At 39.1% G+C, this 21,300-nt stretch carries 25 protein-coding genes; 1 reads left to right on the forward strand and 24 read right to left on the reverse strand.

Features of this window, described 5'->3' with window-relative positions; translation table 11 throughout:
- Positions 1-75: 75 nt before the first annotated feature.
- The 18 genes from sucD to smc form a co-directional block, all read right to left on the reverse strand.
- Positions 76-990 carry a succinate--CoA ligase subunit alpha gene (gene sucD, locus IHV12_RS13290; protein WP_153238551.1) on the reverse strand — a complete coding sequence of 305 codons (915 nt, stop codon included), beginning with the start codon at positions 988-990 and terminating at the stop codon, positions 76-78.
- Between the two features lie 34 nt (positions 991-1,024).
- Positions 1,025-2,185: an ADP-forming succinate--CoA ligase subunit beta gene (gene sucC / locus IHV12_RS13295; protein WP_137789680.1), complete on the reverse strand. Its 1,161-nt coding sequence runs from the start codon at positions 2,183-2,185 to the stop codon at positions 1,025-1,027.
- 201 nt (positions 2,186-2,386) lie between these two features.
- On the reverse strand, positions 2,387-2,545 hold the full coding sequence (locus IHV12_RS13300) for a small, acid-soluble spore protein, alpha/beta type (protein WP_197127707.1): 159 nt from the start codon (positions 2,543-2,545) through the stop codon (positions 2,387-2,389).
- A 46-nt stretch (positions 2,546-2,591) separates the two neighbouring features.
- Complete coding sequence (locus tag IHV12_RS13305; protein WP_197191164.1) at positions 2,592-2,867, reverse strand: EscU/YscU/HrcU family type III secretion system export apparatus switch protein; 276 nt, start codon at positions 2,865-2,867, stop codon at positions 2,592-2,594.
- Positions 2,864-4,330, reverse strand: a complete 1,467-nt coding sequence (locus tag IHV12_RS13310; RefSeq protein ID WP_197191165.1) for a hypothetical protein — start codon at positions 4,328-4,330, stop codon at positions 2,864-2,866. Before IHV12_RS13310 ends, IHV12_RS13305 begins: the two co-directional genes overlap by 4 nt.
- Positions 4,323-5,108 (reverse strand): ribonuclease HII, encoded by a 786-nt coding sequence (locus IHV12_RS13315; protein WP_197191166.1) that lies wholly within the window; start codon positions 5,106-5,108, stop codon positions 4,323-4,325. Before IHV12_RS13315 ends, IHV12_RS13310 begins: the two co-directional genes overlap by 8 nt.
- A gap of 357 nt (positions 5,109-5,465) precedes the next feature.
- Positions 5,466-6,329, reverse strand: a complete 864-nt coding sequence (gene ylqF / locus IHV12_RS13320) for a ribosome biogenesis GTPase YlqF (protein ID WP_197191167.1) — start codon at positions 6,327-6,329, stop codon at positions 5,466-5,468.
- Between the two features lie 11 nt (positions 6,330-6,340).
- Positions 6,341-6,892 carry a signal peptidase I gene (lepB, locus tag IHV12_RS13325; RefSeq protein ID WP_144700811.1) on the reverse strand — a complete coding sequence of 184 codons (552 nt, stop codon included), beginning with the start codon at positions 6,890-6,892 and terminating at the stop codon, positions 6,341-6,343.
- An 84-nt stretch (positions 6,893-6,976) separates the two neighbouring features.
- Positions 6,977-7,318 (reverse strand): 50S ribosomal protein L19, encoded by a 342-nt coding sequence (gene rplS / locus IHV12_RS13330; protein ID WP_066393605.1) that lies wholly within the window; start codon positions 7,316-7,318, stop codon positions 6,977-6,979.
- 113 nt (positions 7,319-7,431) lie between these two features.
- Positions 7,432-8,172, reverse strand: coding sequence for a tRNA (guanosine(37)-N1)-methyltransferase TrmD (gene trmD, locus IHV12_RS13335; RefSeq protein ID WP_197191168.1), 741 nt, complete (start codon positions 8,170-8,172; stop codon positions 7,432-7,434).
- Positions 8,172-8,687 carry a ribosome maturation factor RimM gene (gene rimM / locus IHV12_RS13340; RefSeq protein WP_197127701.1) on the reverse strand — a complete coding sequence of 172 codons (516 nt, stop codon included), beginning with the start codon at positions 8,685-8,687 and terminating at the stop codon, positions 8,172-8,174. The genes trmD and rimM overlap by 1 nt, the downstream gene beginning before the upstream one ends.
- A 49-nt stretch (positions 8,688-8,736) precedes the next feature.
- Positions 8,737-8,868 carry a hypothetical protein gene (locus IHV12_RS22910; protein WP_255520069.1) on the reverse strand — a complete coding sequence of 44 codons (132 nt, stop codon included), beginning with the start codon at positions 8,866-8,868 and terminating at the stop codon, positions 8,737-8,739.
- 217 nt (positions 8,869-9,085) lie between these two features.
- On the reverse strand, positions 9,086-9,313 hold the full coding sequence (locus IHV12_RS13345) for a KH domain-containing protein (RefSeq protein ID WP_066393598.1): 228 nt from the start codon (positions 9,311-9,313) through the stop codon (positions 9,086-9,088).
- A gap of 21 nt (positions 9,314-9,334) precedes the next feature.
- Complete coding sequence (rpsP, locus tag IHV12_RS13350; protein WP_066393596.1) at positions 9,335-9,607, reverse strand: 30S ribosomal protein S16; 273 nt, start codon at positions 9,605-9,607, stop codon at positions 9,335-9,337.
- Positions 9,608-9,689: 82 nt separating this feature from the next.
- Entirely contained in the window at positions 9,690-11,036 is a 1,347-nt protein-coding gene (ffh, locus tag IHV12_RS13355) for a signal recognition particle protein (RefSeq protein ID WP_197191169.1), read from the reverse strand.
- Between the two features lie 15 nt (positions 11,037-11,051).
- Complete coding sequence (locus tag IHV12_RS13360; RefSeq protein WP_066393591.1) at positions 11,052-11,375, reverse strand: putative DNA-binding protein; 324 nt, start codon at positions 11,373-11,375, stop codon at positions 11,052-11,054.
- A 271-nt stretch (positions 11,376-11,646) separates the two neighbouring features.
- Positions 11,647-12,630, reverse strand: a complete 984-nt coding sequence (gene ftsY / locus IHV12_RS13365; RefSeq protein WP_197191170.1) for a signal recognition particle-docking protein FtsY — start codon at positions 12,628-12,630, stop codon at positions 11,647-11,649.
- A 14-nt stretch (positions 12,631-12,644) separates the two neighbouring features.
- Entirely contained in the window at positions 12,645-16,211 is a 3,567-nt protein-coding gene (gene smc / locus IHV12_RS13370) for a chromosome segregation protein SMC (protein WP_197191347.1), read from the reverse strand.
- 231 nt (positions 16,212-16,442) lie between these two features.
- Between smc and IHV12_RS13375 the strand changes: the two genes are divergently transcribed.
- Positions 16,443-16,667: a DUF1128 domain-containing protein gene (locus IHV12_RS13375; protein WP_144700821.1), complete on the forward strand. Its 225-nt coding sequence runs from the start codon at positions 16,443-16,445 to the stop codon at positions 16,665-16,667.
- Between the two features lie 50 nt (positions 16,668-16,717).
- On the opposite strand, the gene rnc is transcribed toward IHV12_RS13375, so the two are convergent.
- The 6 genes from rnc to fapR all read right to left on the reverse strand — a co-directional run bounded on the left by rnc (position 16,718) and on the right by fapR (position 21,256).
- Complete coding sequence (gene rnc, locus IHV12_RS13380) at positions 16,718-17,428, reverse strand: ribonuclease III (protein ID WP_231607268.1); 711 nt, start codon at positions 17,426-17,428, stop codon at positions 16,718-16,720.
- A 184-nt stretch (positions 17,429-17,612) separates the two neighbouring features.
- On the reverse strand, positions 17,613-17,846 hold the full coding sequence (acpP, locus tag IHV12_RS13385; protein WP_066240701.1) for an acyl carrier protein: 234 nt from the start codon (positions 17,844-17,846) through the stop codon (positions 17,613-17,615).
- Between the two features lie 145 nt (positions 17,847-17,991).
- Positions 17,992-18,732, reverse strand: a complete 741-nt coding sequence (gene fabG, locus IHV12_RS13390; protein WP_197191171.1) for a 3-oxoacyl-[acyl-carrier-protein] reductase — start codon at positions 18,730-18,732, stop codon at positions 17,992-17,994.
- On the reverse strand, positions 18,725-19,675 hold the full coding sequence (gene fabD, locus IHV12_RS13395) for an ACP S-malonyltransferase (RefSeq protein WP_197191172.1): 951 nt from the start codon (positions 19,673-19,675) through the stop codon (positions 18,725-18,727). The genes fabG and fabD overlap by 8 nt, the downstream gene beginning before the upstream one ends.
- 3 nt (positions 19,676-19,678) lie before the next feature.
- Complete coding sequence (gene plsX, locus IHV12_RS13400) at positions 19,679-20,677, reverse strand: phosphate acyltransferase PlsX (protein ID WP_197191173.1); 999 nt, start codon at positions 20,675-20,677, stop codon at positions 19,679-19,681.
- A 6-nt stretch (positions 20,678-20,683) separates the two neighbouring features.
- Positions 20,684-21,256, reverse strand: coding sequence for a transcription factor FapR (gene fapR, locus IHV12_RS13405; protein WP_197127695.1), 573 nt, complete (start codon positions 21,254-21,256; stop codon positions 20,684-20,686).
- Positions 21,257-21,300 lie beyond the last annotated feature (44 nt).

The following is a 21,300-nucleotide window of genomic DNA, read 5'->3' on the forward strand; positions in this document are numbered from 1 at the left end:
TCATTCCTCCTCATGAAACCATTAAATGTAAATAAAAAGCTCCCGATCTGGGAGCTTTTCACGTTGTAATCGTTATTACGCTTTTGCTTTGTTTGTTACACAGCGATCATATAGATCGTTTTCTTTTAAAGCTTCAACTAAAGTCTCACCCATAACAGATGGTGTTGCTGCAACTTTAATTCCACAAGCTTTCATCGTTTTGATCTTCTCATCTGCCGTACCTTTACCACCAGAGATAATCGCACCAGCGTGCCCCATACGTTTTCCTGGAGGTGCTGTTTGACCACCGATGAAACCTACTACAGGTTTAGTCATGTTCGCCTTTACCCATTCAGCAGCTTCTTCTTCTGCTGTTCCACCGATCTCACCGATCATGATTACAGCATATGTGTCCTCATCTTCGTTAAATGCCTTTAATACGTCGATAAAGTCTGTACCATTGACTGGGTCACCACCGATACCAACTGCAGTAGATTGACCGATTCCACGCTCTGTAAGCTGGTGTACAGCTTCATAAGTTAATGTTCCAGAACGTGACACTACGCCAACATGGCCTTTTGTATGGATATAGCCTGGCATGATACCGATCTTACATTCTTCAGGAGTGATTACACCCGGGCAGTTCGGACCAACTAGACGTGTCTTCTTGCCTTCCATATAACGCTTAACTTTTACCATATCCAATACTGGAATACCTTCAGTAATACAGATTGCTAGATCAAGTTCAGCGTCAACAGCTTCAATGATCGCTTCTGCAGCAAATGCAGGCGGAACATAGATGACAGAAGCGTTAGCTCCTGTTTCTTTAACTGCATCAACAACCGTGTTGAAAACAGGAAGACCTTCAACTTCCGTACCACCTTTACCTGGTGTAACACCGCCTACAATTTTCGTACCATATTCAAGCATTTGTTTTGTATGAAAAAGACCAACAGAACCTGTAATACCTTGAACGATAACTTTTGTATCTTTATTAATAAAAATGCTCATGCATCAATCCATCCTTCCTACGATGTTTTCTCTATTACTTAACTAAAGCTACGATCTTTTCTGCACCATCAGCCATAGAATCTGCAGCTGTAATGTTTAAACCAGATTCTTTAAGAATCTTTTTACCAAGATCAACGTTAGTACCTTCTAAACGCACAACAAGAGGTAACTCAAGACCAACTTGTTTCGTTGCTTCAACAACGCCGTTCGCGATGATATCACATTTCATAATTCCACCGAAAATGTTAACAAAGATCCCTTTAACATTTTGGTCAGAAAGAATGATTTTGAATGCTTCTGTTACCTTCTCAGTAGTCGCGCCGCCCCCAACGTCAAGGAAGTTAGCCGGGTCGCCGCCGTAATGTTTAATGATGTCCATCGTTGCCATAGCAAGTCCAGCACCATTAACCATGCAGCCAATATTTCCATCAAGAGAAATATAGCTAAGATCGTATTTAGATGCTTCGATTTCTTTTGCATCTTCTTCTTCAAGATCTCTGTATTCTAAGATGTCTTTGTGACGGTATAAAGCATTAGAATCAAAGTTCATCTTTGCATCAAGTGCCATAACATTTCCGTCACCTGTTACAACTAATGGATTGATTTCTGCGATTGAACAGTCTTTTTCAACGAAAGCCGTATATAGACCAATCATGAATTTCACTGCTTTTCCTACTAATTCAGTAGGGATGTTGATGTTATAAGCAAGTCTTCTTGCTTGGAATGCTTGAAGGCCGATCGCTGGATCGATTACTTCTTTGAAGATTTTTTCAGGTGTCTTTTCAGCCACTTCTTCAATTTCAGTTCCGCCTTCTTCAGATCCCATCATAACAACACTAGATGTTGCACGATCTAATACAAGACCGATATAGTATTCTTTCTTAATATCACAGCCCTCTTCGATAAGTAAGCGCTTAACTTCTTTACCTTCTGGACCTGTTTGATGAGTTACAAGAACTTTTCCTAAGATTTCATTTGCGTATGTACGCACTTCATCGATATTTTTAGCGACTTTTACGCCACCTGCTTTACCGCGGCCACCTGCGTGGATCTGTGCTTTAACAACAGATACAGTGCTCCCCAGCTCATTAGCAGCTTCTACTGCTTCTTCAACGGTAAATGCTACTTTCCCGTTTGGAACAGCCACACCATATTTTCTAAGTATCTCTTTACCTTGGTATTCGTGGATATTCATTTACTCTCCATCCTCCTATCATGGTGAAAACTTAAAGTACCGTTATCATTGTATAAGACCTAGTCTATTATGTCTACTATTCTTCAGAAAATTGCAAGCGCATACACCTTTTTAGCCAAAATAAAAAACCAAAATCACTATAAAATGACTTTGGTTTCATCGCTTTTTCGTCCCCTTTAGGAACGAAAACACTTTCTCTTTTCATTTGTTTTTTTCGTTTTTCTGTTTCTTGATTATTTTTGGTGTTATCGCTTCAGATTCGGCTACTGAACGATACATCCCAAACTCTTCAGCCATCTCTTCTTTAAATTGGTTCACTAGTTGTTCGGATTGCTGTACGACTAATTTATTTCTAGGCATTAAAACACACTCCTTTAAAGATAGGAATGCCCCGTTTCAATTATATTTATGTAGTTTCTCCTGCTTCTTTATCTAATTTATAAATAAAAGCAAACAGTTCAGCGACCACTTCATACAATTCTTCAGGTATACTCTCGTCGATCTCTAGCTTCGATAATAAATGGACAAGTGACGGATCTTCCTGAATAGGAATTTCATGATTTTCAGCTGACCTTAGTATACGCTCGGCTGTTTCGCCCTTACCCTTTGCGATAACGACAGGCGAGTTAGATTCAAGAGGACTATACTTTAACGCCACAGCTTCTTTTTTACTTTCACTCATATTCTCAGATCCAATCCTTTGTATGAAATAGAAGTTTCGGTATTTTTTATCTTCTTATTTTGAGAACTGAATGTTACGGATGTTAGTGTATAATTCATGTTCTTCATACTAATCTTTAACGTGTTCAATAACTGTTCTGAAAATTTTTCGATAGCCGGATGCGAATTGTACACTTTTAATGAAACGATTCTGTTTTGAATATGCACATCTACAGCTACATCTTTTAGATGCTTCATTTCTAACCAAAAAAGCATCCTACAATGGTCTGGATCGATCCCTTTTCCATCTTGCTTTTTGCTTTCCCAACGAACGGTCATCTCTTTCGGATTTTCCGATCCATTAAACGGAATATGAAGGATAAATTGCTGCATGTTCTCGTTGCTTTGTATATTCTGTAACTGTTGAGCTGTAAGTTTATTTAAGGCTTGTTCTGTTTTTTGCTGTATGATCTCAGGCAGCTCTATGCGGTCAGCGTTCTTTTGCAGGTTCAATAGTTGTGACTTTAGCGTTTCCGTTTGTTTTAGTTGTATCGGGTCTAATAAAATGTTTTTTTCATGCAGTAGACCAGATTTAATCAACCACTTTTTTGCGGCTGTAATAAATTCTTCTGATGGGTTCAGATTTGTTTCTTTAGAAACCTTCATTACCTCGCCTTTTAATTGTGTGGGTAGATTTTCTTGCACGTTATATATACTTGTTGTCTGAACCTTTAATGGATCTGGAAGTTTTCCATTCAACGGCATAACGATGTCTGCTGTGTTTTTTAAATCCATACTTCGTACTCTATCTTGAATGGCAGCCTGTTGCTTACTTGACTCGTTACCTTTAAATGCATAGAGTTCTTGTAATAGCTCTATGGTTTTCGAAACAGCTTTATCTTTATGAATAAAGGGCATGAGAGCCTCATAGAGCTGTTTGAATTCATTACTTGATCCTGCATGTCTTTTTAGACTGAAAGCAACTGCTTGAACGATCTCTTGCTTAGGAGGCAATTGAAGCTCCATCATACGCTGAACTACTGCTTTTTTTTCATGTAGTGGCAACTCGTTTGTGAATTTCATAACTTCGGAAACGGTTTTTATGTTCTCTTTTAATAGAGGTAACTTTTCTATGATCGCAAATTCAACTGCTTTTTTGTTTATATCGGATGCTGGAAGGCTCCATCTCGATAAAATCTGCTCTGAAGTAGACTTAACTGGATCCGTATCTACCTTTTTCAAATAGATCGTATTGTTTTTCTCTGACACTTCAAATAGATAGTTATCTCCTTTGATTAATGGCGCTTCTAATTTGGCATGAAGTGTTGACCCATTATAAAGAACCTTCGCTGATTGATCAGGGAAGATTTCTAAAATCTTAGCAGTTATAAACTGATTAAGCTTTAACAACAATGGCTGATCCATTGTTCTAGCCGGAGTTAACGATTTACCATGAATTTGGTTGAATTGTAACAGGTTAATCACTTCCTGTAATTTTTATAAGTTCTCCTACCGGACTAAATGATTTACGATGAATCTCTGTTGGCCCATACTGCTGAAGGGCGTTTAAATGATCCTTCGTTCCATAACCCATATTTGATTCGAATCCATATTGGGGATATTTTTCATCTAGCATCTTCATATAGCGGTCTCTTGCAACTTTTGCAACGATTGATGCAGCCGCGATCGAAATACTCTTCTCATCCCCTTTAATGATTTTCAATTGATCGATCGCTAATGGGACTTCCATAGCATCAATTAATAGCTGATCTGGAGTAACATTTAGCGAGCACACAGCTTCTGTCATCGCTAACTTAGATGCTTGATATATGTTGATCGCGTCGATCTGATCAGGTTGCACGAAATGGACACAGTAAGAAATCGCATCCTTCAAAATGATCTCATAAAGGGCATCTCTTTTTTTCTCGGACAATTTTTTAGAATCATTGACCCCTGGTAGCATATACCCTAAAGGTAAAATAACCGCAGCAGCCACGACGGGACCAGCTAATGGTCCACGGCCGACTTCATCTACACCCGCGATCAAAGTTTTACCCTGTCTTTGGCATTGCTCTTCGTAAGTATGCATTAATTTCAGTCTTGTTCTCTCAGCTTCTTCTCGCTCTAAGCGTTTCGAGAAAGTTTGGAATAATTTTTTTGCACCTACTCTTTCATCTTCAGAGAGGATGCTCAGTAGAGATACCAACTCAGTATCTTCACAAGCTTTTAATTTTAGTTCCCATTCTTTTATCGACAGTTTCATGTTTATCACGCTCTTTATGTATGTATTATCGGTTTAGATATAAGTTCTTTTTAGAAGGTGTTTCATATTAGATTGTTTATTATTCATTGGCATCATTGACAAGTTGATAGGAGTGCAAGGTGCGAGACTCCTGGGGGATCAGCGTGCCTTCTGCATGAATAACATCTTGCAAGGCATGCGACGAGGAAGCCCACTTCAGTAGCATTGCTTGTAGACGCAGGAGCAAATATCGGAAACCGAGCAACCTGAAATAGAAATCAACCACTTCCAAAAAACAATTTTGTCTTTAGAAAAACTTTTAGAGAGCCTTTATAATTTTAAAAACAGGCACTTTCATCAGCGCCTGTTCGGTTTACACTATTTAATTTCAAACTCATTTGGTCGCTCATACGACAAGCGCCCTAGCTTTTCTGCACGAAGATCTCGTAGAACAATCTCAGCGGTCTTTTCAAGATCCACTTCTCCGCCACTCATCATACAGCCACGTTTCTTTCCGATTTCTTCGAAAAGAGGCAACGAATCATCTGGAATCTCAGACAACTTGTATCGTTCCACTAGACGCTCTTCATAGTGCTCTTTTAAATACTTGATCGCATACAACACTACTTCAGTAAAATCAAAGAGCGTTTCTTTAATAGCTCCTGTAACCGCTAATTTCAAACCAATTGTTTGGTCTTCAAATTTCGGCCACAATATTCCTGGAGTATCTAATAATTCTAATGTCTTACCCGCTTTGATCCATTGCTGTTTTTTTGTTACACCAGGCTTGTCACCTGTTACAGCAATGTTCTTACCCGCCATACGGTTAATGATCGTGGACTTACCAACGTTAGGTATGCCGACAATAAGTGCTCTAACCGCACGTGGTTTAACGATTCCCTTTGCTCTCATCTTATCGAACTTTTCTTTTACTAGCTCATGAGCAAGCGGTTCTATTTTTTTAATCCCTTTACCATCTTGCGAGTTAATAGCAAGAGAGGGAATTCCTTTTTCTGAAAAATAACTTTCCCACATCGATGTTACTTTTGGATCAGCCAGATCTGCTTTGTTCAAAAGAACAATTCGAGGTTTCTGTCCAAGAATTTCATCGATCATAGGATTTCTAGAAGCTAGAGGAATTCTAGCATCTACTAACTCAAATACGACATCGATCATTTTGAGTTTTTCAGTTATCTCCCGGCGCGCTTTGGCCATATGTCCAGGAAACCATTGAATGGTCATGTTATCTCACCCTACTTTACAAATCCAATATCCTTTAACGGCCAGAAACGGAAAGATGCTTTTCCTAAGATTGTATCATCATCCACAGTTCCAATATTTCGGCTGTCTTGAGAATTTCTTCGATTGTCACCTAATACAAATAGCTGACCTTGAGGAACCTTTTGCTTACCCGTTACTTCAAGTAACTTAAAATCATAAGTGAAGTTTCCATCTTTTGTTTTCTTTTTATACGCTTCTAAATATTCTTCTTTTACCTGTTTACCATTTACATATAGGGTGTCATCTTTATATTCGACCGTATCTCCAGGTAACCCGATTACTCTTTTTATGTAATCCTTTTCTTCGGTTGCATGGAAGACTACAATATCGAATCTTTTTGGATCGCCAATCACATAGGAAAACTTGTTAACGATCAGACGATCTCCGTTGTGCAGAGTTGGCATCATTGATTGTCCATCCACCACGACGGGTGCGAAGAGGAAAAATCTAATGATTCCTGCTAATAATAAGGCTGCCGCTAATGCTTTAATCCATTCCCACGTTTCGTTTTTTGTACGTGCCATTCTTAATCCTCACCATCTCTAGAAATTCCTTACTTATAATATGGAAAAAGGAGCTTGAATAAGTCAAGCTCCTTTCGAGAATTATTAGCGAATTTCTTTAATACGAGCTGCTTTACCGCGAAGTGCACGTAGGTAGTATAGCTTCGCACGACGAACTTTACCACGACGAACTACTTCAAGGTTCGCGATCTTCGGTGAATGTAATGGGAACGCACGCTCCACTCCTACACCGTAAGAAATTTTACGAACAGTAAACGTTTCAGAAATTCCTGATCCACGCTTCTTGATAACTACACCTTCAAAAAGCTGGATACGCTCACGAGTACCCTCGATTACTTTCACGTGTACACGAACAGTGTCACCTGAACGGAATTTTGGTAAATCTTTTAATTGATCTTTCGCTAGATCTGCAATAAGCTGTTGCATAGTTTATTGCCTCCCTTCCCATGGATGTTCTTGCTAAATGATAAAGCAGCGGAACACCGGATTAAACGGGCATAAGCCACAAATAATATAATACCATATAACTTAAACAGTGTTCAAGTTGTTTTATTATCTTTTATCTCATTAAGCCAAATTTCTTCTTCTTTTGTTAACTTGATTTTTTCAAGCAAGTCAGGTCTACGTTCATACGTCCTTCTTAAAGACTCTTTTTTGCGCCATGTTTCAATGTTCTTATGGTTTCCTGACATCAGAACATCAGGAACTCTCATACCTCGAAAATCTGCAGGTCTCGTATACTGAGGATGTTCTAACAAACCTGTGCTGAATGAGTCCTCTTGGTGTGAGGCTTCTTTTCCAAGAACATTAGGAAGCAATCTCCCAACAGCATCAATAACGACCATTGCACCAAGCTCTCCACCGGTTAACACATAGTCACCGATTGAAATCTCATCCGTTACAAGGTGTTTCCTAACACGTTCATCATAACCTTCATAATGGCCGCACAAAAAAATAAGATGTTCTTCTTCAGCCAACTCTTCTGCTTTTCCTTGATTAAACGTTTCACCTTGAGGACATAGAAGGATGATTCTAGGTTTTACAGTTGCCTCTTTCGTTAGATGATCAACCGCATCAAACAAAGGCTGAGGAGTAAGGACCATGCCTGCTCCTCCTCCGTATGGATAGTCATCTACATTACGATGTTTGTTCGTTGAGAACTCACGGAAATCGATCACTCGAAGTTCTAGTGCATTCTTTTCCTGTGCCTTTTTTAAGATCGATTGACCAAAAACGCCTGAAAACATTTCTGGAAAAAGGCTTAAGACATCTATTTTCATTAGAATAATCCTTCTAATGGCTCAATAACAATCTTTGACTCTTTCACATCCACAGATTTAACAACAGAAGGAATGTAAGGGATAAGTATATCTGAACCGAATCCTTTTCTCTTCACTACCCATACATCGTTTGCTCCAGGAGACAATATTTCTTTTACTTTTCCTAGTTCTTCACCTTCAACAGTGAAAACTGAGCAACCGATGATATCATGATAGAAAAACTCTCCTTCATCTAACGAAACAGACTGTTCTTTAGGCACTTTAAGAAGATTGCCTTTAAAACGTTCTACATCATTTATGTTATGCAGGTTTTCAAACGTCAAAAGATCAAATTGCTTATGTTTTCTATGCGTTTCAATCTTTACAGGTATATGATCTGATCCCATATCTACATATAATGTGTTTCCGATCTTATAGCGTTCCTCAGGAAAGTCAGTTCTAGAGATCACTCTGACTTCTCCTCTAATTCCATGTGTATTTACTATCTTACCTACGTTCAGCCATTCATTTTCCATATGATACACTACCTCCGTACAAATTAATCAGTTACTTATAATCTAAATTTTAGCATAAAACTCGATATGTATACTTTTTATAGGCCATTTTCGCACTTTGTTGCCCTTGAAAGTAGTTGATTTCCGTTCCAGGTGCTCGCTTTCCGCGGGGCAGGCGGTGAGCCACATTTGTTCGTTTCACTCTTAAGTGTCTTCCGCCTGTCCCGCAGGAGTCTCGCACCTTCCACTCCAATCACCTATTCAAAGAAGACAATAAAAAAGAATTAAAAGCAACAGTCCTTTAGAATATAGCCTTTTAATAAATCGTTACGAAACTTTGTTGAACACAATTTCTTGAATATCTAAAGTTATCTAAGTATTTTAATAAATAAAAAAGGAAGAGGTTTCCCTCATCCTTTTTAGACGATTTCGATTGAAATCCTTTTATTTTGATTCGTTCCAGCTGCATTCACAACCGTTCGAATCGCTTTAGCCACTCTTCCTTGCTTCCCAATAACTTTCCCCATATCTGTCTGGTTAACAGTTAATTGATAAACAAGTCGGTGTCCTTCTTGAACCTCTTTGACGCTAACTTCATCTGGGTGATCAACTAGAGCTTTCACAATTGATTCGATCAACTCTGTCATATCTGTTCCCCTTCGTCAAAATTATTTTTGGTTTTTCGCGTTATGGAATTTCTCCATAAGACCAGCTTTTGAGAATAGGTTACGAACTGTATCAGATGGTTTCGCACCGTTTGTCATCCACTCAAGAGCTTTTTCTTCGTTGATTTTAACTTCAGCTGGGTTAGCAACTGGGTTATAAGTTCCAATCTCTTCGATGAAACGTCCATCACGAGGAGAACGAGAATCTGCTACTACTACACGATAAAAAGGAGCTTTCTTAGCACCCATACGCTTTAAACGAATTTTTACTGCCATTATAACTTGCACCTCCGAAAATAGTTCACACAAAATAATATAATAGTATAAATTGACAGGTTTGTAAACCTGAAAATTCAGTTTACATAAAAGGGAATTTAAATCCACCTTTTTTCTTTTTGCCATTCATCATTCCGGACATTTGTTTCATCATTTTCTTCATGTCCTCGAATTGTTTGATGAGGCGATTTACTTCTTGCACCGTTCTACCGCTTCCTTTAGCGATGCGGCGCTTACGGCTGGCATTTATGATATCAGGCTGTTCTCTTTCAGAAAGAGTCATCGAACGGATAATGGCTTCAACGTGACCGATCTGTTTTTCATCGATCTGAACGTTTTTGAGGCCTTTCATCTTGTTCGCACCTGGTAGCATGCCAAGTACTTCATCAAGCGGTCCAAGATTTCTCACTTGTCCCATTTGATCAAGAAAATCATCGAACGTGAACGACATATCACGCATCTTCTTCTGAAGGTCGCGCGCTTTCTCTTCATCTACTGAGGTTTGTGCCTTTTCGATAAGAGTAAGCATGTCACCCATTCCTAAAATTCTTGAAGCCATACGATCTGGATGGAAAGGCTCTAAAGCATCCATCTTTTCACCAAGACCTACAAATTTAATAGGAAGACCTGTAACAGCTTTAATTGAAAGTGCCGCACCACCACGTGTATCTCCATCAAGTTTGGTTAAGACAACACCAGTGATTCCTAACGCTTCGTTAAAGCTCTCTGCTACATTCACAGCATCTTGACCAGTCATTGCATCTACAACTAAGAAGATCTCATCAGGTTTTGAAATTTCTTTTACCTGCTTCAACTCATCCATCAGCGTTTCATCAATGTGTAAACGCCCCGCTGTATCAATAATGACATAATCGTGATGATCTTCTTTTGCTTTTGCGATAGCTGATTCAGCAATTTTGACAGGACTTACTTGATCTCCCATCTGAAACACAGGAAGATCCAATTGCTTTCCTACTGTTTCTAATTGCTTGATCGCAGCAGGACGGTAGATGTCAGCTGCGGCCAGTAGCGGTTTGCGATTTTGCTTTTTGCGTAAATGATTTGCAAGCTTTCCTGTTGTTGTTGTTTTACCAGCACCTTGCAGACCAACCATCATAATAACAGTTGGTGGTCGGTTGGAAACGGCAATCTTGCTTTGTTCCCCACCCATGAGGGTTGTCAGTTCATCGTTAACAACTTTTACTACTTGCTGTCCTGGTGTCAGACTTTTTAATACTTCTTGACCAACAGCACGTTCAGATACTTTTTTCACAAAATCTTTTACTACTTTAAAGTTAACGTCCGCCTCAAGAAGAGCAAGGCGTACTTCCCTCATCATTTCCTTTACATCCGCTTCATTTACTTTCCCTTTTCCACGAATTTTTTGTAAAGTGTTCTGAAGACGGTCGGCTAAACCTTCAAATGCCATCTCACTGAACGCCTCCTATTCCATATTTTCAAGGCGATCGATAATTGCAATTACGTTATCAGGTTCAGAATTCAGAAGCTCTCTTAAAGATGACAGCAACTGATCACGTTCCTGAAACTTTGCAAAAAGCCCTAACTTTTCTTCATATTCTTCCAGCATCGCCTCTGTCCGTTTAATATTATCATAAACGGCCTGGCGGCTGACATTATATTGTTCAGCAATTTCACCGAGAGAATAATCGTCCAAATAGTACAAACCCATATAATTCTTCTGTTTAGGGGTTAATAATGCTTGGTAAAAATCAAATAGATAATTAATTCTCATTGTTTTATCTAGCATTTTTCCACAACCCTTGTTAAGTGAAATGCCTTTACGTGATTACTATACAACCCATGGTTTTAGATGTCAAGTTTTTTTCTTAACAGAGAAGAATTGATTTAGTACTAAAAGAGTTTTGAATCTATATTTACTAATATTGGGTTTTTATTGACTAGATTTGGCTTTATATTGACTAATTCAATTTAAACATTGACCAATTCCAGCTTGTGTAACTTTTTAATATCTATAAAAAAGCCTTTTAGCTCTATATAGAGCTAAAAGGCGGTAAATTTTATTCTTCTTCTTCTGTTCCTGCAAATAAACCATATACAAACTGATCAGCATCAAACTCCTGCAGATCATCAATCTTCTCACCAAGTCCCACAAACTTGACTGGAATATCTAGTTCGTGACGGATCGCTAAAACGATACCGCCTTTTGCTGTTCCATCAAGTTTAGTTAAAACTAAGCCCGTTACATCTGTTGATTGACCGAATGTTTTTGCCTGATTCATTGCATTCTGACCTGTTGTAGCATCAACTACAAGCAAAACTTCATGAGGAGCACCAGGAATCTCTCGTTCGATGACACGTTTCACTTTTGAGAGCTCGTTCATCAGATTCACTTTATTTTGCAGTCTACCAGCTGTATCACAAAGCAGTACATCAGCTTTCCGAGACTTAGCAGCCTGGATGCTGTCGTAAATAACAGCTGCAGGGTCTGCTCCTTCATGATGTTTGATCACATCAACGTCAGCACGTTCTCCCCATACTTCAAGCTGATCGATCGCACCTGCCCGGAAAGTATCTCCGGCCGCTAAAATCACTTTCTTACCATCTGTCTTCAACTGATGAGCAAGTTTCCCGATCGTTGTTGTTTTACCAACACCGTTAACTCCTACGAACAAAATAACTGTCATTCCATCCGTCTGTAAGTTCAGTTTATTATCGGTTTCTTCTTTTTGAAGCATTTCAGCTAATTTCTCAGTAATCGCTGATCGAAGCTCCATTGGATTTTGAATGTTTTTAGTTCGTGCAACATCTTTAAGTTGATCAATAATGTCAAGTACGGTATGAACCCCAACATCCGCTCCGATCAAGATCTCCTCTAACTCCTCAAAGAATTCTTCATCTACTTTTCTAAATCTCTTGAGTAGATCGTTAACTTTAAATGAAAAAGAGTTCCTCGTTTTCTCTAGTCCACTCTTAAACTTTTCCGATGATTCCTCAGATTGCTGAGTTGAGAATTTTTCTTTTAATCGTTTCAAAAAACTCACTATCAATTTCCTCCCTATGATGTTACAAGTTCTTTTGTTTCTTCTAGTCTTACGGAAACAAGCTTCGAGACACCAGACTCCTGCATGGTGACTCCATAAAGTACATCCGCTTCTTCCATTGTACCTTTACGATGCGTAACAACGATAAATTGAGTCTCTTTACTAAATGCTCGTAAAAATTTAGCGAAACGATTTACGTTCGCATCATCAAGTGCTGCTTCAACTTCGTCTAAAATACAGAACGGAACAGGTCTGACTTTCAGAATTGCAAACAGTAAGGCAATAGCAGTTAAGGCTCGTTCTCCACCAGATAATAGGCCTAGTTGCTGCAACTTCTTGCCAGGTGGCTGCGCCATGATGTCTACACCCGTTAATAGCATATCATCTGGCTGAGTTAAAACGAGATCAGCTCGACCACCACCAAACAACTCTTTAAAAATTACACCAAAATGGGAACGAATTGAAGTAAATGTCTCTTCAAAACGGTTCTTCATCTCTTCGTCCATTTCGGAGATCACGCCATAAAGTGTATCCTTTGCCTCTGTTAGGTCGTTTCTTTGTTCTGTAAGAAAATCAAAACGCTGGCTAACTCTGTCGTATTCTTCGATCGCACCAATATTTACTGCCCCGAGCTCTTCGATCGCCATTTTGATCAGCTTTACTTTTCGTTTTGCGTCTTGTAGCGGTATCTCCAATCGATGCTTCAGCTTCGCACCTTCATATGAAAGTCCATATTCTTCTCTAAGATGAGTAAGTCTTGATTCTAGTTCAACATCGAGACGATTAATACTAACTTCTTCTGTTCTAAGTCCATCATGAAGTTGCTTATATTGCCTTTTTGCCTCTTTTAGTCCGATCTCCATACTTTCGATCGATCGGAAAGAATCCGTTCTTTCTTTTCTACGTTCTGCAATTAATTTCAATGCATTGTTCTTTTCATGTCTTCTCTGTTGAATCTGCTCATCAAGAGAATCTTCACCAGAAGAGCTTGAGTTCATCTCTTCCTCAAGAAGCCAATAATCTTCTTCTGTTTCTTTGCTCTTAACTTCCACTTCGTGAAAATCTTCTTGAATTCTTAAGCACTTTTCACGCTGATTGGCAACCTGTTGTTCGAGTTCGGCTGTTTTAATCTTCAATAGTGTTAGTGCTTCTCTGAGTTCTTCTTTTGAGCTCTGATTATTCTTCTTTTTCTCTGTCAGATCAGCAATCGTCTTTTCAAGTTCTTTCCCAGACTTCAAAGCAAGATCGAGTTTCTTTTGAAGATCAGTGAGACGACTATCTGCAGCCGATCTTTCAGATTCATAGGAATTCTTTTCGCGATCATACAGCTGAAGTCTATCGTTTAAACTCTTCTCTTCCATTTCAACTTCTCGTAAAGAGGCTTTCAGCTCTTGTTCTTGTTCTCTTAAGAGCTCTCCTTCCGTTTGAAGGGATTCAAGTATTTCTTTCTTCTTGATTACTTTAGATCGTAATTCATTTACTTTTTCCTCTAGTTGAAGAGTTTGCTTCTCCATTGTCCCCACTTTATCCGTAAGAGAATCAATCTCTCTTTGTCTGCTCAGTAGAGAGTTGCTTTTTTGTTTCAGACTTCCTCCAGACATGGACCCTCCAGGAGACACGACATCTCCTTCAAGAGTAACGATTCGATAACGATAGCTCACTTGCTTTGCAATCTTGTTCGCACCAGCTAGATCTTTGGCAATGATAATATTTCCTAATAGATTGCCTACTATATTTTGATATTTAGCATCAAACGTAACAAGGTTTGCAGCAATCCCTACAAATGCTTCGATAGAGCTTGCCTGGTGAGCATCTGCACTAGAGATCTGTCGCGGTTTAATCACATTCAAAGGTAAGAAAGTGGCTCTTCCTGCTCTCGTTTGCTTCAAAAATTGAATGGCTTTCATGGCATTTTGTTCATGATCTACAACAATATGCTGCATAGAAGCGCCTAGAGCCGTTTCAATCGCCGTTTCAACTTCTGAAGGTACCGATAAAAGCTCAGCTACTGCGCCTTCAATACCAGAAAGCTTTGTATCTTTCGCTTTTAAAACCTCTTTAACTCCTTGCATGAAACCTGCGTATTCGTCTTGCATCGATTCAAGCATCTCTTTTTTAGATTTGAACTGCTGAATAAACTGATACGCTTGATACAATTTATCTTGAAGTGTTCTCGTTTCCTGATCCTCGATCGATATTTCTGATTTTAATGTTTGATATTCTTCTTGCTTTGTTTTCAATTGCGTTTCAGCTGCTTGATAAGCAGCTTCAGCGTTTCTTCTTGTTTCTTTTAATCTTTCTCTTTGGTCCAGGTATTTAGTATTCTCTTCATCTAAACGAGTGCTCTTTGAGCTCTGCTGTCTAGCCTGGTCCTCTAAATAACGCATCTCGTTCTTAATCGTTGTTTGTTCGTTCAAGCGCTCGAAATAATCACTTTTTAATTTTTCTAGTTCTGCTTCAACGTCCATCTCGAGAACAGACAATCGTCCTTCCTCGTCTTTCACTTGTTTTTTTATGCGTTTTAGTTGTTTTTCTTTATCTCGTAATGAGTCTTTTTCAACACTAAGCTGTTTTTCTAATTCTTCTTTTTTTGCCTTGTAAAGCTGAATTTGTTCTAAAAGTGCCGTTTTATTTTGATCGTAATTCTTTTTACGTTCTTTTAAAACTTCTTTCTTTCCTTCTAGCTTTTCCAACGTCTCACTCGCTAAAAGAAGGGCATTTTGCAGTTCGTCGATCGATTCATCCATCGCTTGCATATCAAGTCTTGATCTTTCGATCTTGGTTTCGCCTTGTTTCACTTTTGCTGAAAGAATTGATTCTTGCTGCTGTAGTTCTGCAACAAGTTCTTTCTGCTTTTCCCATCGAACGTGCAATTCTTCGATCTCTTGAACAAGAACAGCCGTTTCAACGACCTCAAGCTCTTCTTTCTTCTCAAGGTAATCTCTTGCAATGGAAGCTTGGATTTTGAGAGGCTCTACTTGACCTTCTAATTCGTGTAGTATATCTTCTACACGATTCAGGTTTTCTTGGGTTTCAGTGAGTTTCGCCTCCGCTTTTTGCTTTCGGGTCTTGTACTTTAATACACCTGCAGCTTCTTCAAAAATCTTTCTGCGCTCATCAGATTTGCTGCTTAATATTTCTTCTACCCGACCTTGTCCGATTATAGAGAATGCTTCTCGTCCAAGTCCAGAATCCATAAACAGCTCTACAATATCTTTTAAACGACACTGTTGTTTATTGATTAAGTATTCACTGTCTCCCGAACGATACACTCTTCGCGTGATCGATATTTCATTGTAATCAAGCGGCAGATGCTGATCCTCGTTATCTAACGTAAGTGTAACTTCAGCCACATTTAATGGTTTACGGTTATCACTACCTGCGAAGATGATATCTTCCATCTTAGAGCCGCGCAAAGACTTCGCTGACTGTTCACCCAGCACCCAGCGTACAGCATCTGAGATATTGCTTTTACCACTACCGTTCGGGCCAACAACTGCTGTAACCCCTTGTACAAATTCAACTTGTATCCGCTCTGCAAATGATTTAAATCCTGCTACATCAATTCGTTTGAGGAACATCATTAAATCCCCCTTTACTTCTCACATTATGCTTTCCCGTATCTATAATTTCGGGCGCTCTATTTTTAAATGGCGTATGTATTGTATTCTTTAACCTTTATATTTTATCATAGATTCACTCATCCATAGTCACAAAGATTACAGTGTGCTAAAATGAAATGTGTTTGGACTTAATATATGCATTTTAGTAAAATCTCACATGAAGATATGTGGATAAAAAAGGAGCCCACCATGGACTTGACGACTCAAAATCATGAGAACTTATCATTTATGATCGAAGGATTAAAAAAGAAGCTGCAACTAGTTAACAGCGGCCTCATCCAACCAGAAGACTATGAACTCTCAAAGTACGAAGACATTAAAGAACTTTATGATATGGTCATGAAGATGCCATCTTTCAGCATTCGGGACATGGAAGGCATCGTTGAAGAACTCGCTTCCCTTAAAACAAAGTAACAGAAACCCCCTCACACGGCTTATCGCCTAATGTTAAGGGGGTTTTTTGTTTAGCTCTTTTTAGAAACTCTCTCTATCGCTTCTTGTGCCGCATGCTGTTCAGCTTCTTTTTTGGATCTTCCATACCCGATTCCGAAACTCGCTTCATTCAATCTTACCTCAGACACAAACTCTCGATTATGTGCTGGTCCTTTTTCCTGAATGATACGATAGTCGATATGACCTAACCCTTCACGCTGAACGTATTCTTGTAACTGACTTTTAAAATCCATCACATGAGAAAAAGCACCTTCGTTTATTCGTGGTACCACATACTGATTTAAAAACTCTTTTACCTTTTCGAGTCCTTGATCTAGATATAGCGCTCCAATAAATGCTTCAAAAACATCTGCTAAAAGGGCTGGTCTTGATCTTCCTCCAGTATTTTCTTCACCTTTTCCCAATAAAACAAACTCACCAAAGTGTAAGTCGTTTGCAAAAAGAACTAATGATGGCTCACATACGATAGCTGCTCTAAGTTTCGTAAGCTCACCTTCACTCATATTTGCAAATTTGCTGTATAAATATTGAGATATGGTCAATTCAAGAACGGCATCACCTAGAAATTCAAGTCTTTCATTATCCTCAAACGTTCTTCCTCGATGCTCATTCACATATGATGAATGCGTAAATGCCTGAGCTAACAATTTTTCATTCTGAAACTTAATGTTTAAACGCTCTTGTATCGGGGCTACTTTTTGAATGCGCACCTTATCATCCATGCCCTTTTTGGAAGCAGATTTAAACCGATTTTTCACTGTTTTCTTTTGAGTTGAATGTTGTTTTGAACCTTTCATAAACTTCCTCCAAAAATCTCGTAAAAGGGCTATTTTGCTATTGATTTTTTTCCTGTTAAAAAGGGAAGAAAGCCCCGCTATTTTGCACGGGACTTTATCCGTCTTACACTTATTGTTTGCTGTTTATGTAATTTACAACGTCACCAACAGTTGCAATCTTCTCAGCATCTTCGTCAGAAATTTCTAGTTCGAACTCATCTTCAAGTTCCATTACTAGTTCAACTACATCAAGAGAGTCAGCACCTAGATCTTCTTTAAAGGAAGCTTCAGGCTTAACCTCAGATGCATCAACACCTAAACGGTCCACAACAATCTTTGAAACTCTATCTAAAACATCTGCCATTTTGTGTGTCACCTCCTTTCAATAGTATATTCTTTTTCCCATTAAAAAACTAGAGGGATTTATAGTCATTAAAGGTTCTTTTCTTATGATTTCAACTTTTGATTGATGTACTTCTAAAAACAGCCTCATTTAAAGTTTATGTTTACTACATCACCATTCCGCCGTCGACATGGAGTGTTTGGCCAGTGATATATGAACTTGCATCACTCGCTAAGAAAGCTGCTGCCGATGCGATATCATCAGGCTGTCCAAAACGCGCAAGTGGAATGTTTCGAAGCATTTCAGACTTGATTTCTTCTTCTAGTTTACCCGTCATATCCGTCTCGATAAAACCTGGTGCAATCGCATTAACCGTGATTCCTCTTGAAGATAGTTCTTTTGCAGCTGTTTTTGTTAGCCCGATCACGCCTGCTTTTGCAGCTACATAGTTAGCTTGGCCAGCATTACCAGATACACCAACGATAGAAGCAATATTTATGATGCGTCCTTTTCTTTGTTTCATCATCTGTCTTGTAACAGCTTTTGTAGTCAGGAATACACCTTTAAGATTTGTATTAATAACCGCATCCCAGTCTTCTTCTTTCATTCTCATCAATAGGTTATCTCTAGTAATTCCAGCATTATTTACGAGAACGTCAAGACTTCCAAACTCATCAACAACTGTTTTTACCATATTCGTCACATCTTCTGACGAGGAGATATCCGCTTTAATGGCAAAAGCAGTCCCTCCGTTTTCTTTTATCTCATTCACGACTTCATTAGCCTTAGCTTCACTACCAGAATAATTCACCGCTACTTTAGCGCCGTTTCTTGCAAAATACAAAGCGATCGCTCGTCCAATTCCACGAGATGCACCTGTAACTAAAACTGATTTTTCATTAAGCATCGACAGACTCTCCTTTTAGTTTCTCAACGGCCATGTTAATCGTTTCCAGATCACTTACAGCGATTACGTTAGCTCTTCGATTTACCTTTTTAACTAATCCTGAGAGTACTTTTCCAGGTCCGATCTCTACAAACGTATCAACACCTAAATCCATTAACTCACGAACCGTTTCTTCCCAACGAACTGGTGAATACAGCTGTTCGATCAACTTTCCTTTAATTTCATCACTATCGGTAATAGCTTTCGCCGTTACGTTAGCGATTACAGGTGTTTTTGCTTCATTTATCACAATTTGATTTAAAATTTCGTTGTACTTCTCCGCAGCAGGTTTCATGAGGGAGGAATGAAACGGTCCACTCACCTGAAGTGGAATCACTTTTGCTCCTTCTTCTTTAGCAAGAGCACTAGCTTTTTCAACTCCGCCTACGGTTCCAGAAATAACGATCTGCCCGGGACAATTAAGATTTGCAACTTGCACGCTCTCTTCACCGTTAGAAACTTCTGTAGTTATCTCTTCTAATCGTTCTTGATCAAATCCAATCACAGCAGCCATCGTCCCTACACCTGCAGGAACAGCTTCTTCCATGAGCAACCCTCTATTTCTAACGGCGTAAACAGCATCTTCAAAAGAAAGGCTGCCCGCTGCAACAAGTGCAGAGTACTCACCAAGACTATGCCCAGCCACATAATCCGCTTGAATTCCACGCTCTTTTAACAGTTCAAGAACAGCTGTTGAAACCGTTAATAACGCCGGCTGTGTATTTTCTGTTCTTTTGAGGACATCTTCTGGTCCTTCAAAAATTATATCTGAAAGCTTTATAGAAAGTTTTTCATCAGCTTTGTCAAAAATAGCTTTTGCTGATGCCTCCTGAGATACTAGCTCTTTACCCATTCCTACTACTTGAGAGCCTTGTCCTGGAAAAAGAAAAGCGATTTTCCCCATTTCTTACTCCTCCTTGTTATCTTGGGATTGTACATGATTTTGAATCGTAGATACTACGTTTTTCTCTATCATGCTTTTTGTTTGTCTGATTGCATTCAACATCGCATTGGCATTTGATGAACCATGTGCTTTGATCACAGGTGCTGCTAGTCCGAACAAACCAGCCCCACCATACTCTGTATAGTCAAGTTTATCTTTAATCCCTCTCAATTTAGGTTTTAATACCCCGGCTGCAAGTTTAGAAGTTAAACTTGATGTTAGCTGTTCTTTAATCATTGAAAACATGCTCATAGCTGTACCTTCAATAGATTTAAGAACGAGGTTTCCTGCAAAACCATCACATACTACTACGTCTGCGGCACCCATTAAGAGATCTCTCGCTTCAACATTACCTACAAAATTAATATCAGCTTCCTGTAAGAGTGGAAATGCAGCCTTAGTAAGAGCGTTTCCTTTTTCACTTTCTGTTCCAACGTTTAACAATCCTACACGGGGCTTTTCAACACCTCGAACTTCTCTCCAGTACACAGAGCCCATCAATGCATATTGTAAAAGGTGTTCTGGCTTCGCATCCATATTGGCACCTACATCTAAAAACAAAAATCCGTCACCGTTCAAAGTTGGAAGTGTCGGAGCAAGTGCTGGACGATCAATACCTTTAATACGGCCAACATAAAACAAGCCACTAGCCATCAATGCACCCGTGTTACCCGCAGAAATATAGGCATCCGCTTTTCCTGATTTCACTTCATTCGCCGCGATTACCATCGAGGCATTCTTTTTACGGCGAACAGCTCGAACTGGCTCTTCTGATGTTTCAATCACTTCATCGGTATGAATGATCGTAAACGCGTGCTTTTCAGGCAAATGTTTCAAGATCTGATTCTGATTTCCAACTAATGTAATTGAGAGCTCTGGATATTGCTCTTTAGCTAGCATTGCACCTTTAACGATTTCTTCTGGTGCATTGTCGCCACCCATTGCATCTATTGCGATATTCATGCTGATTTAACTTCCTTCCTTTGGATCTTGTGCAGATCTATACATTGTAAATTCACCTTTGAAGACAGGCTCATTCTCTACATAACTGTTAACATCTACAATGGTTCTCTCTTGACTCGTCTCTATTACTTTGGCTTTTGCAACCACTCTCTCACCTACTCGAACAGGACGAGAAAACCGAATATTAGCTTTTGCAGTTAAAGCCAGTTCATCATTTATAATCGCCACCGCCAGAGAGTTCGCCTGAGCAAAAACATGATGACCTCTTGCGATCTTATTACGAGAAAAAACATGTTCTTCTTTTATGTCTAATATTGAAATAGCTGATTCATCTAACTGAAGGTCAATGATTTCTCCGATGACCTCTTCAAGCGGCAGTGCTTTTACATCATCCAGTTTTGTTTCAGCCACAGACTTTATTCTTTCCCTAAGCTCTGGAATAGAAAGTTCCAAACGGTCAAGTCTGATCGTCTGAACGCTGACACTGAACTTTTCTGCCAATTCTTCATCTGTAATAAAAGGGGTTAACTTAATCGTTTCCCTTAACAGCTCTTGTCTCTCTTTTTTTGATTTTTTCATAGTTTCTTCCTTCTTCCATACAAAGGTCTCATATATGAGAAAGA

This window comes from Fictibacillus sp. 7GRE50 (assembly GCF_015903875.1).
Taxonomy (GTDB): Bacteria; Bacillota; Bacilli; order Bacillales; family Fictibacillaceae; genus Fictibacillus; species Fictibacillus phosphorivorans.

Coding starts and splice junctions, on each gene's coding strand:
- sucD (WP_153238551.1), bottom strand. CDS start 990: ATGAGCATTTTTATTAATAAAGATACAAAAGTTATCGTTCAAGGTATT.
- sucC (WP_137789680.1), bottom strand. CDS start 2,185: ATGAATATCCACGAATACCAAGGTAAAGAGATACTTAGAAAATATGGT.
- IHV12_RS13300 (WP_197127707.1), bottom strand. CDS start 2,545: ATGCCTAGAAATAAATTAGTCGTACAGCAATCCGAACAACTAGTGAAC.
- IHV12_RS13305 (WP_197191164.1), bottom strand. CDS start 2,867: ATGAGTGAAAGTAAAAAAGAAGCTGTGGCGTTAAAGTATAGTCCTCTT.
- IHV12_RS13315 (WP_197191166.1), bottom strand. CDS start 5,108: ATGAAACTGTCGATAAAAGAATGGGAACTAAAATTAAAAGCTTGTGAA.
- ylqF (WP_197191167.1), bottom strand. CDS start 6,329: ATGACCATTCAATGGTTTCCTGGACATATGGCCAAAGCGCGCCGGGAG.
- lepB (WP_144700811.1), bottom strand. CDS start 6,892: ATGGCACGTACAAAAAACGAAACGTGGGAATGGATTAAAGCATTAGCG.
- rplS (WP_066393605.1), bottom strand. CDS start 7,318: ATGCAACAGCTTATTGCAGATCTAGCGAAAGATCAATTAAAAGATTTA.
- trmD (WP_197191168.1), bottom strand. CDS start 8,172: ATGAAAATAGATGTCTTAAGCCTTTTTCCAGAAATGTTTTCAGGCGTT.
- rimM (WP_197127701.1), bottom strand. CDS start 8,687: ATGGAAAATGAATGGCTGAACGTAGGTAAGATAGTAAATACACATGGA.
- IHV12_RS13345 (WP_066393598.1), bottom strand. CDS start 9,313: ATGACAGAGTTGATCGAATCAATTGTGAAAGCTCTAGTTGATCACCCA.
- rpsP (WP_066393596.1), bottom strand. CDS start 9,607: ATGGCAGTAAAAATTCGTTTAAAGCGTATGGGTGCTAAGAAAGCTCCT.
- ffh (WP_197191169.1), bottom strand. CDS start 11,036: ATGGCATTTGAAGGTTTAGCCGACCGTCTTCAGAACACTTTACAAAAA.
- IHV12_RS13360 (WP_066393591.1), bottom strand. CDS start 11,375: ATGCTAGATAAAACAATGAGAATTAATTATCTATTTGATTTTTACCAA.
- smc (WP_197191347.1), bottom strand. CDS start 16,211: ATGTTCCTCAAACGAATTGATGTAGCAGGATTTAAATCATTTGCAGAG.
- IHV12_RS13375 (WP_144700821.1), top strand. CDS start 16,443: ATGGACTTGACGACTCAAAATCATGAGAACTTATCATTTATGATCGAA.
- rnc (WP_231607268.1), bottom strand. CDS start 17,428: ATGGATGATAAGGTGCGCATTCAAAAAGTAGCCCCGATACAAGAGCGT.
- acpP (WP_066240701.1), bottom strand. CDS start 17,846: ATGGCAGATGTTTTAGATAGAGTTTCAAAGATTGTTGTGGACCGTTTA.
- fabG (WP_197191171.1), bottom strand. CDS start 18,732: ATGCTTAATGAAAAATCAGTTTTAGTTACAGGTGCATCTCGTGGAATT.
- fabD (WP_197191172.1), bottom strand. CDS start 19,675: ATGGGGAAAATCGCTTTTCTTTTTCCAGGACAAGGCTCTCAAGTAGTA.
- plsX (WP_197191173.1), bottom strand. CDS start 20,677: ATGAATATCGCAATAGATGCAATGGGTGGCGACAATGCACCAGAAGAA.
- fapR (WP_197127695.1), bottom strand. CDS start 21,256: ATGAAAAAATCAAAAAAAGAGAGACAAGAGCTGTTAAGGGAAACGATT.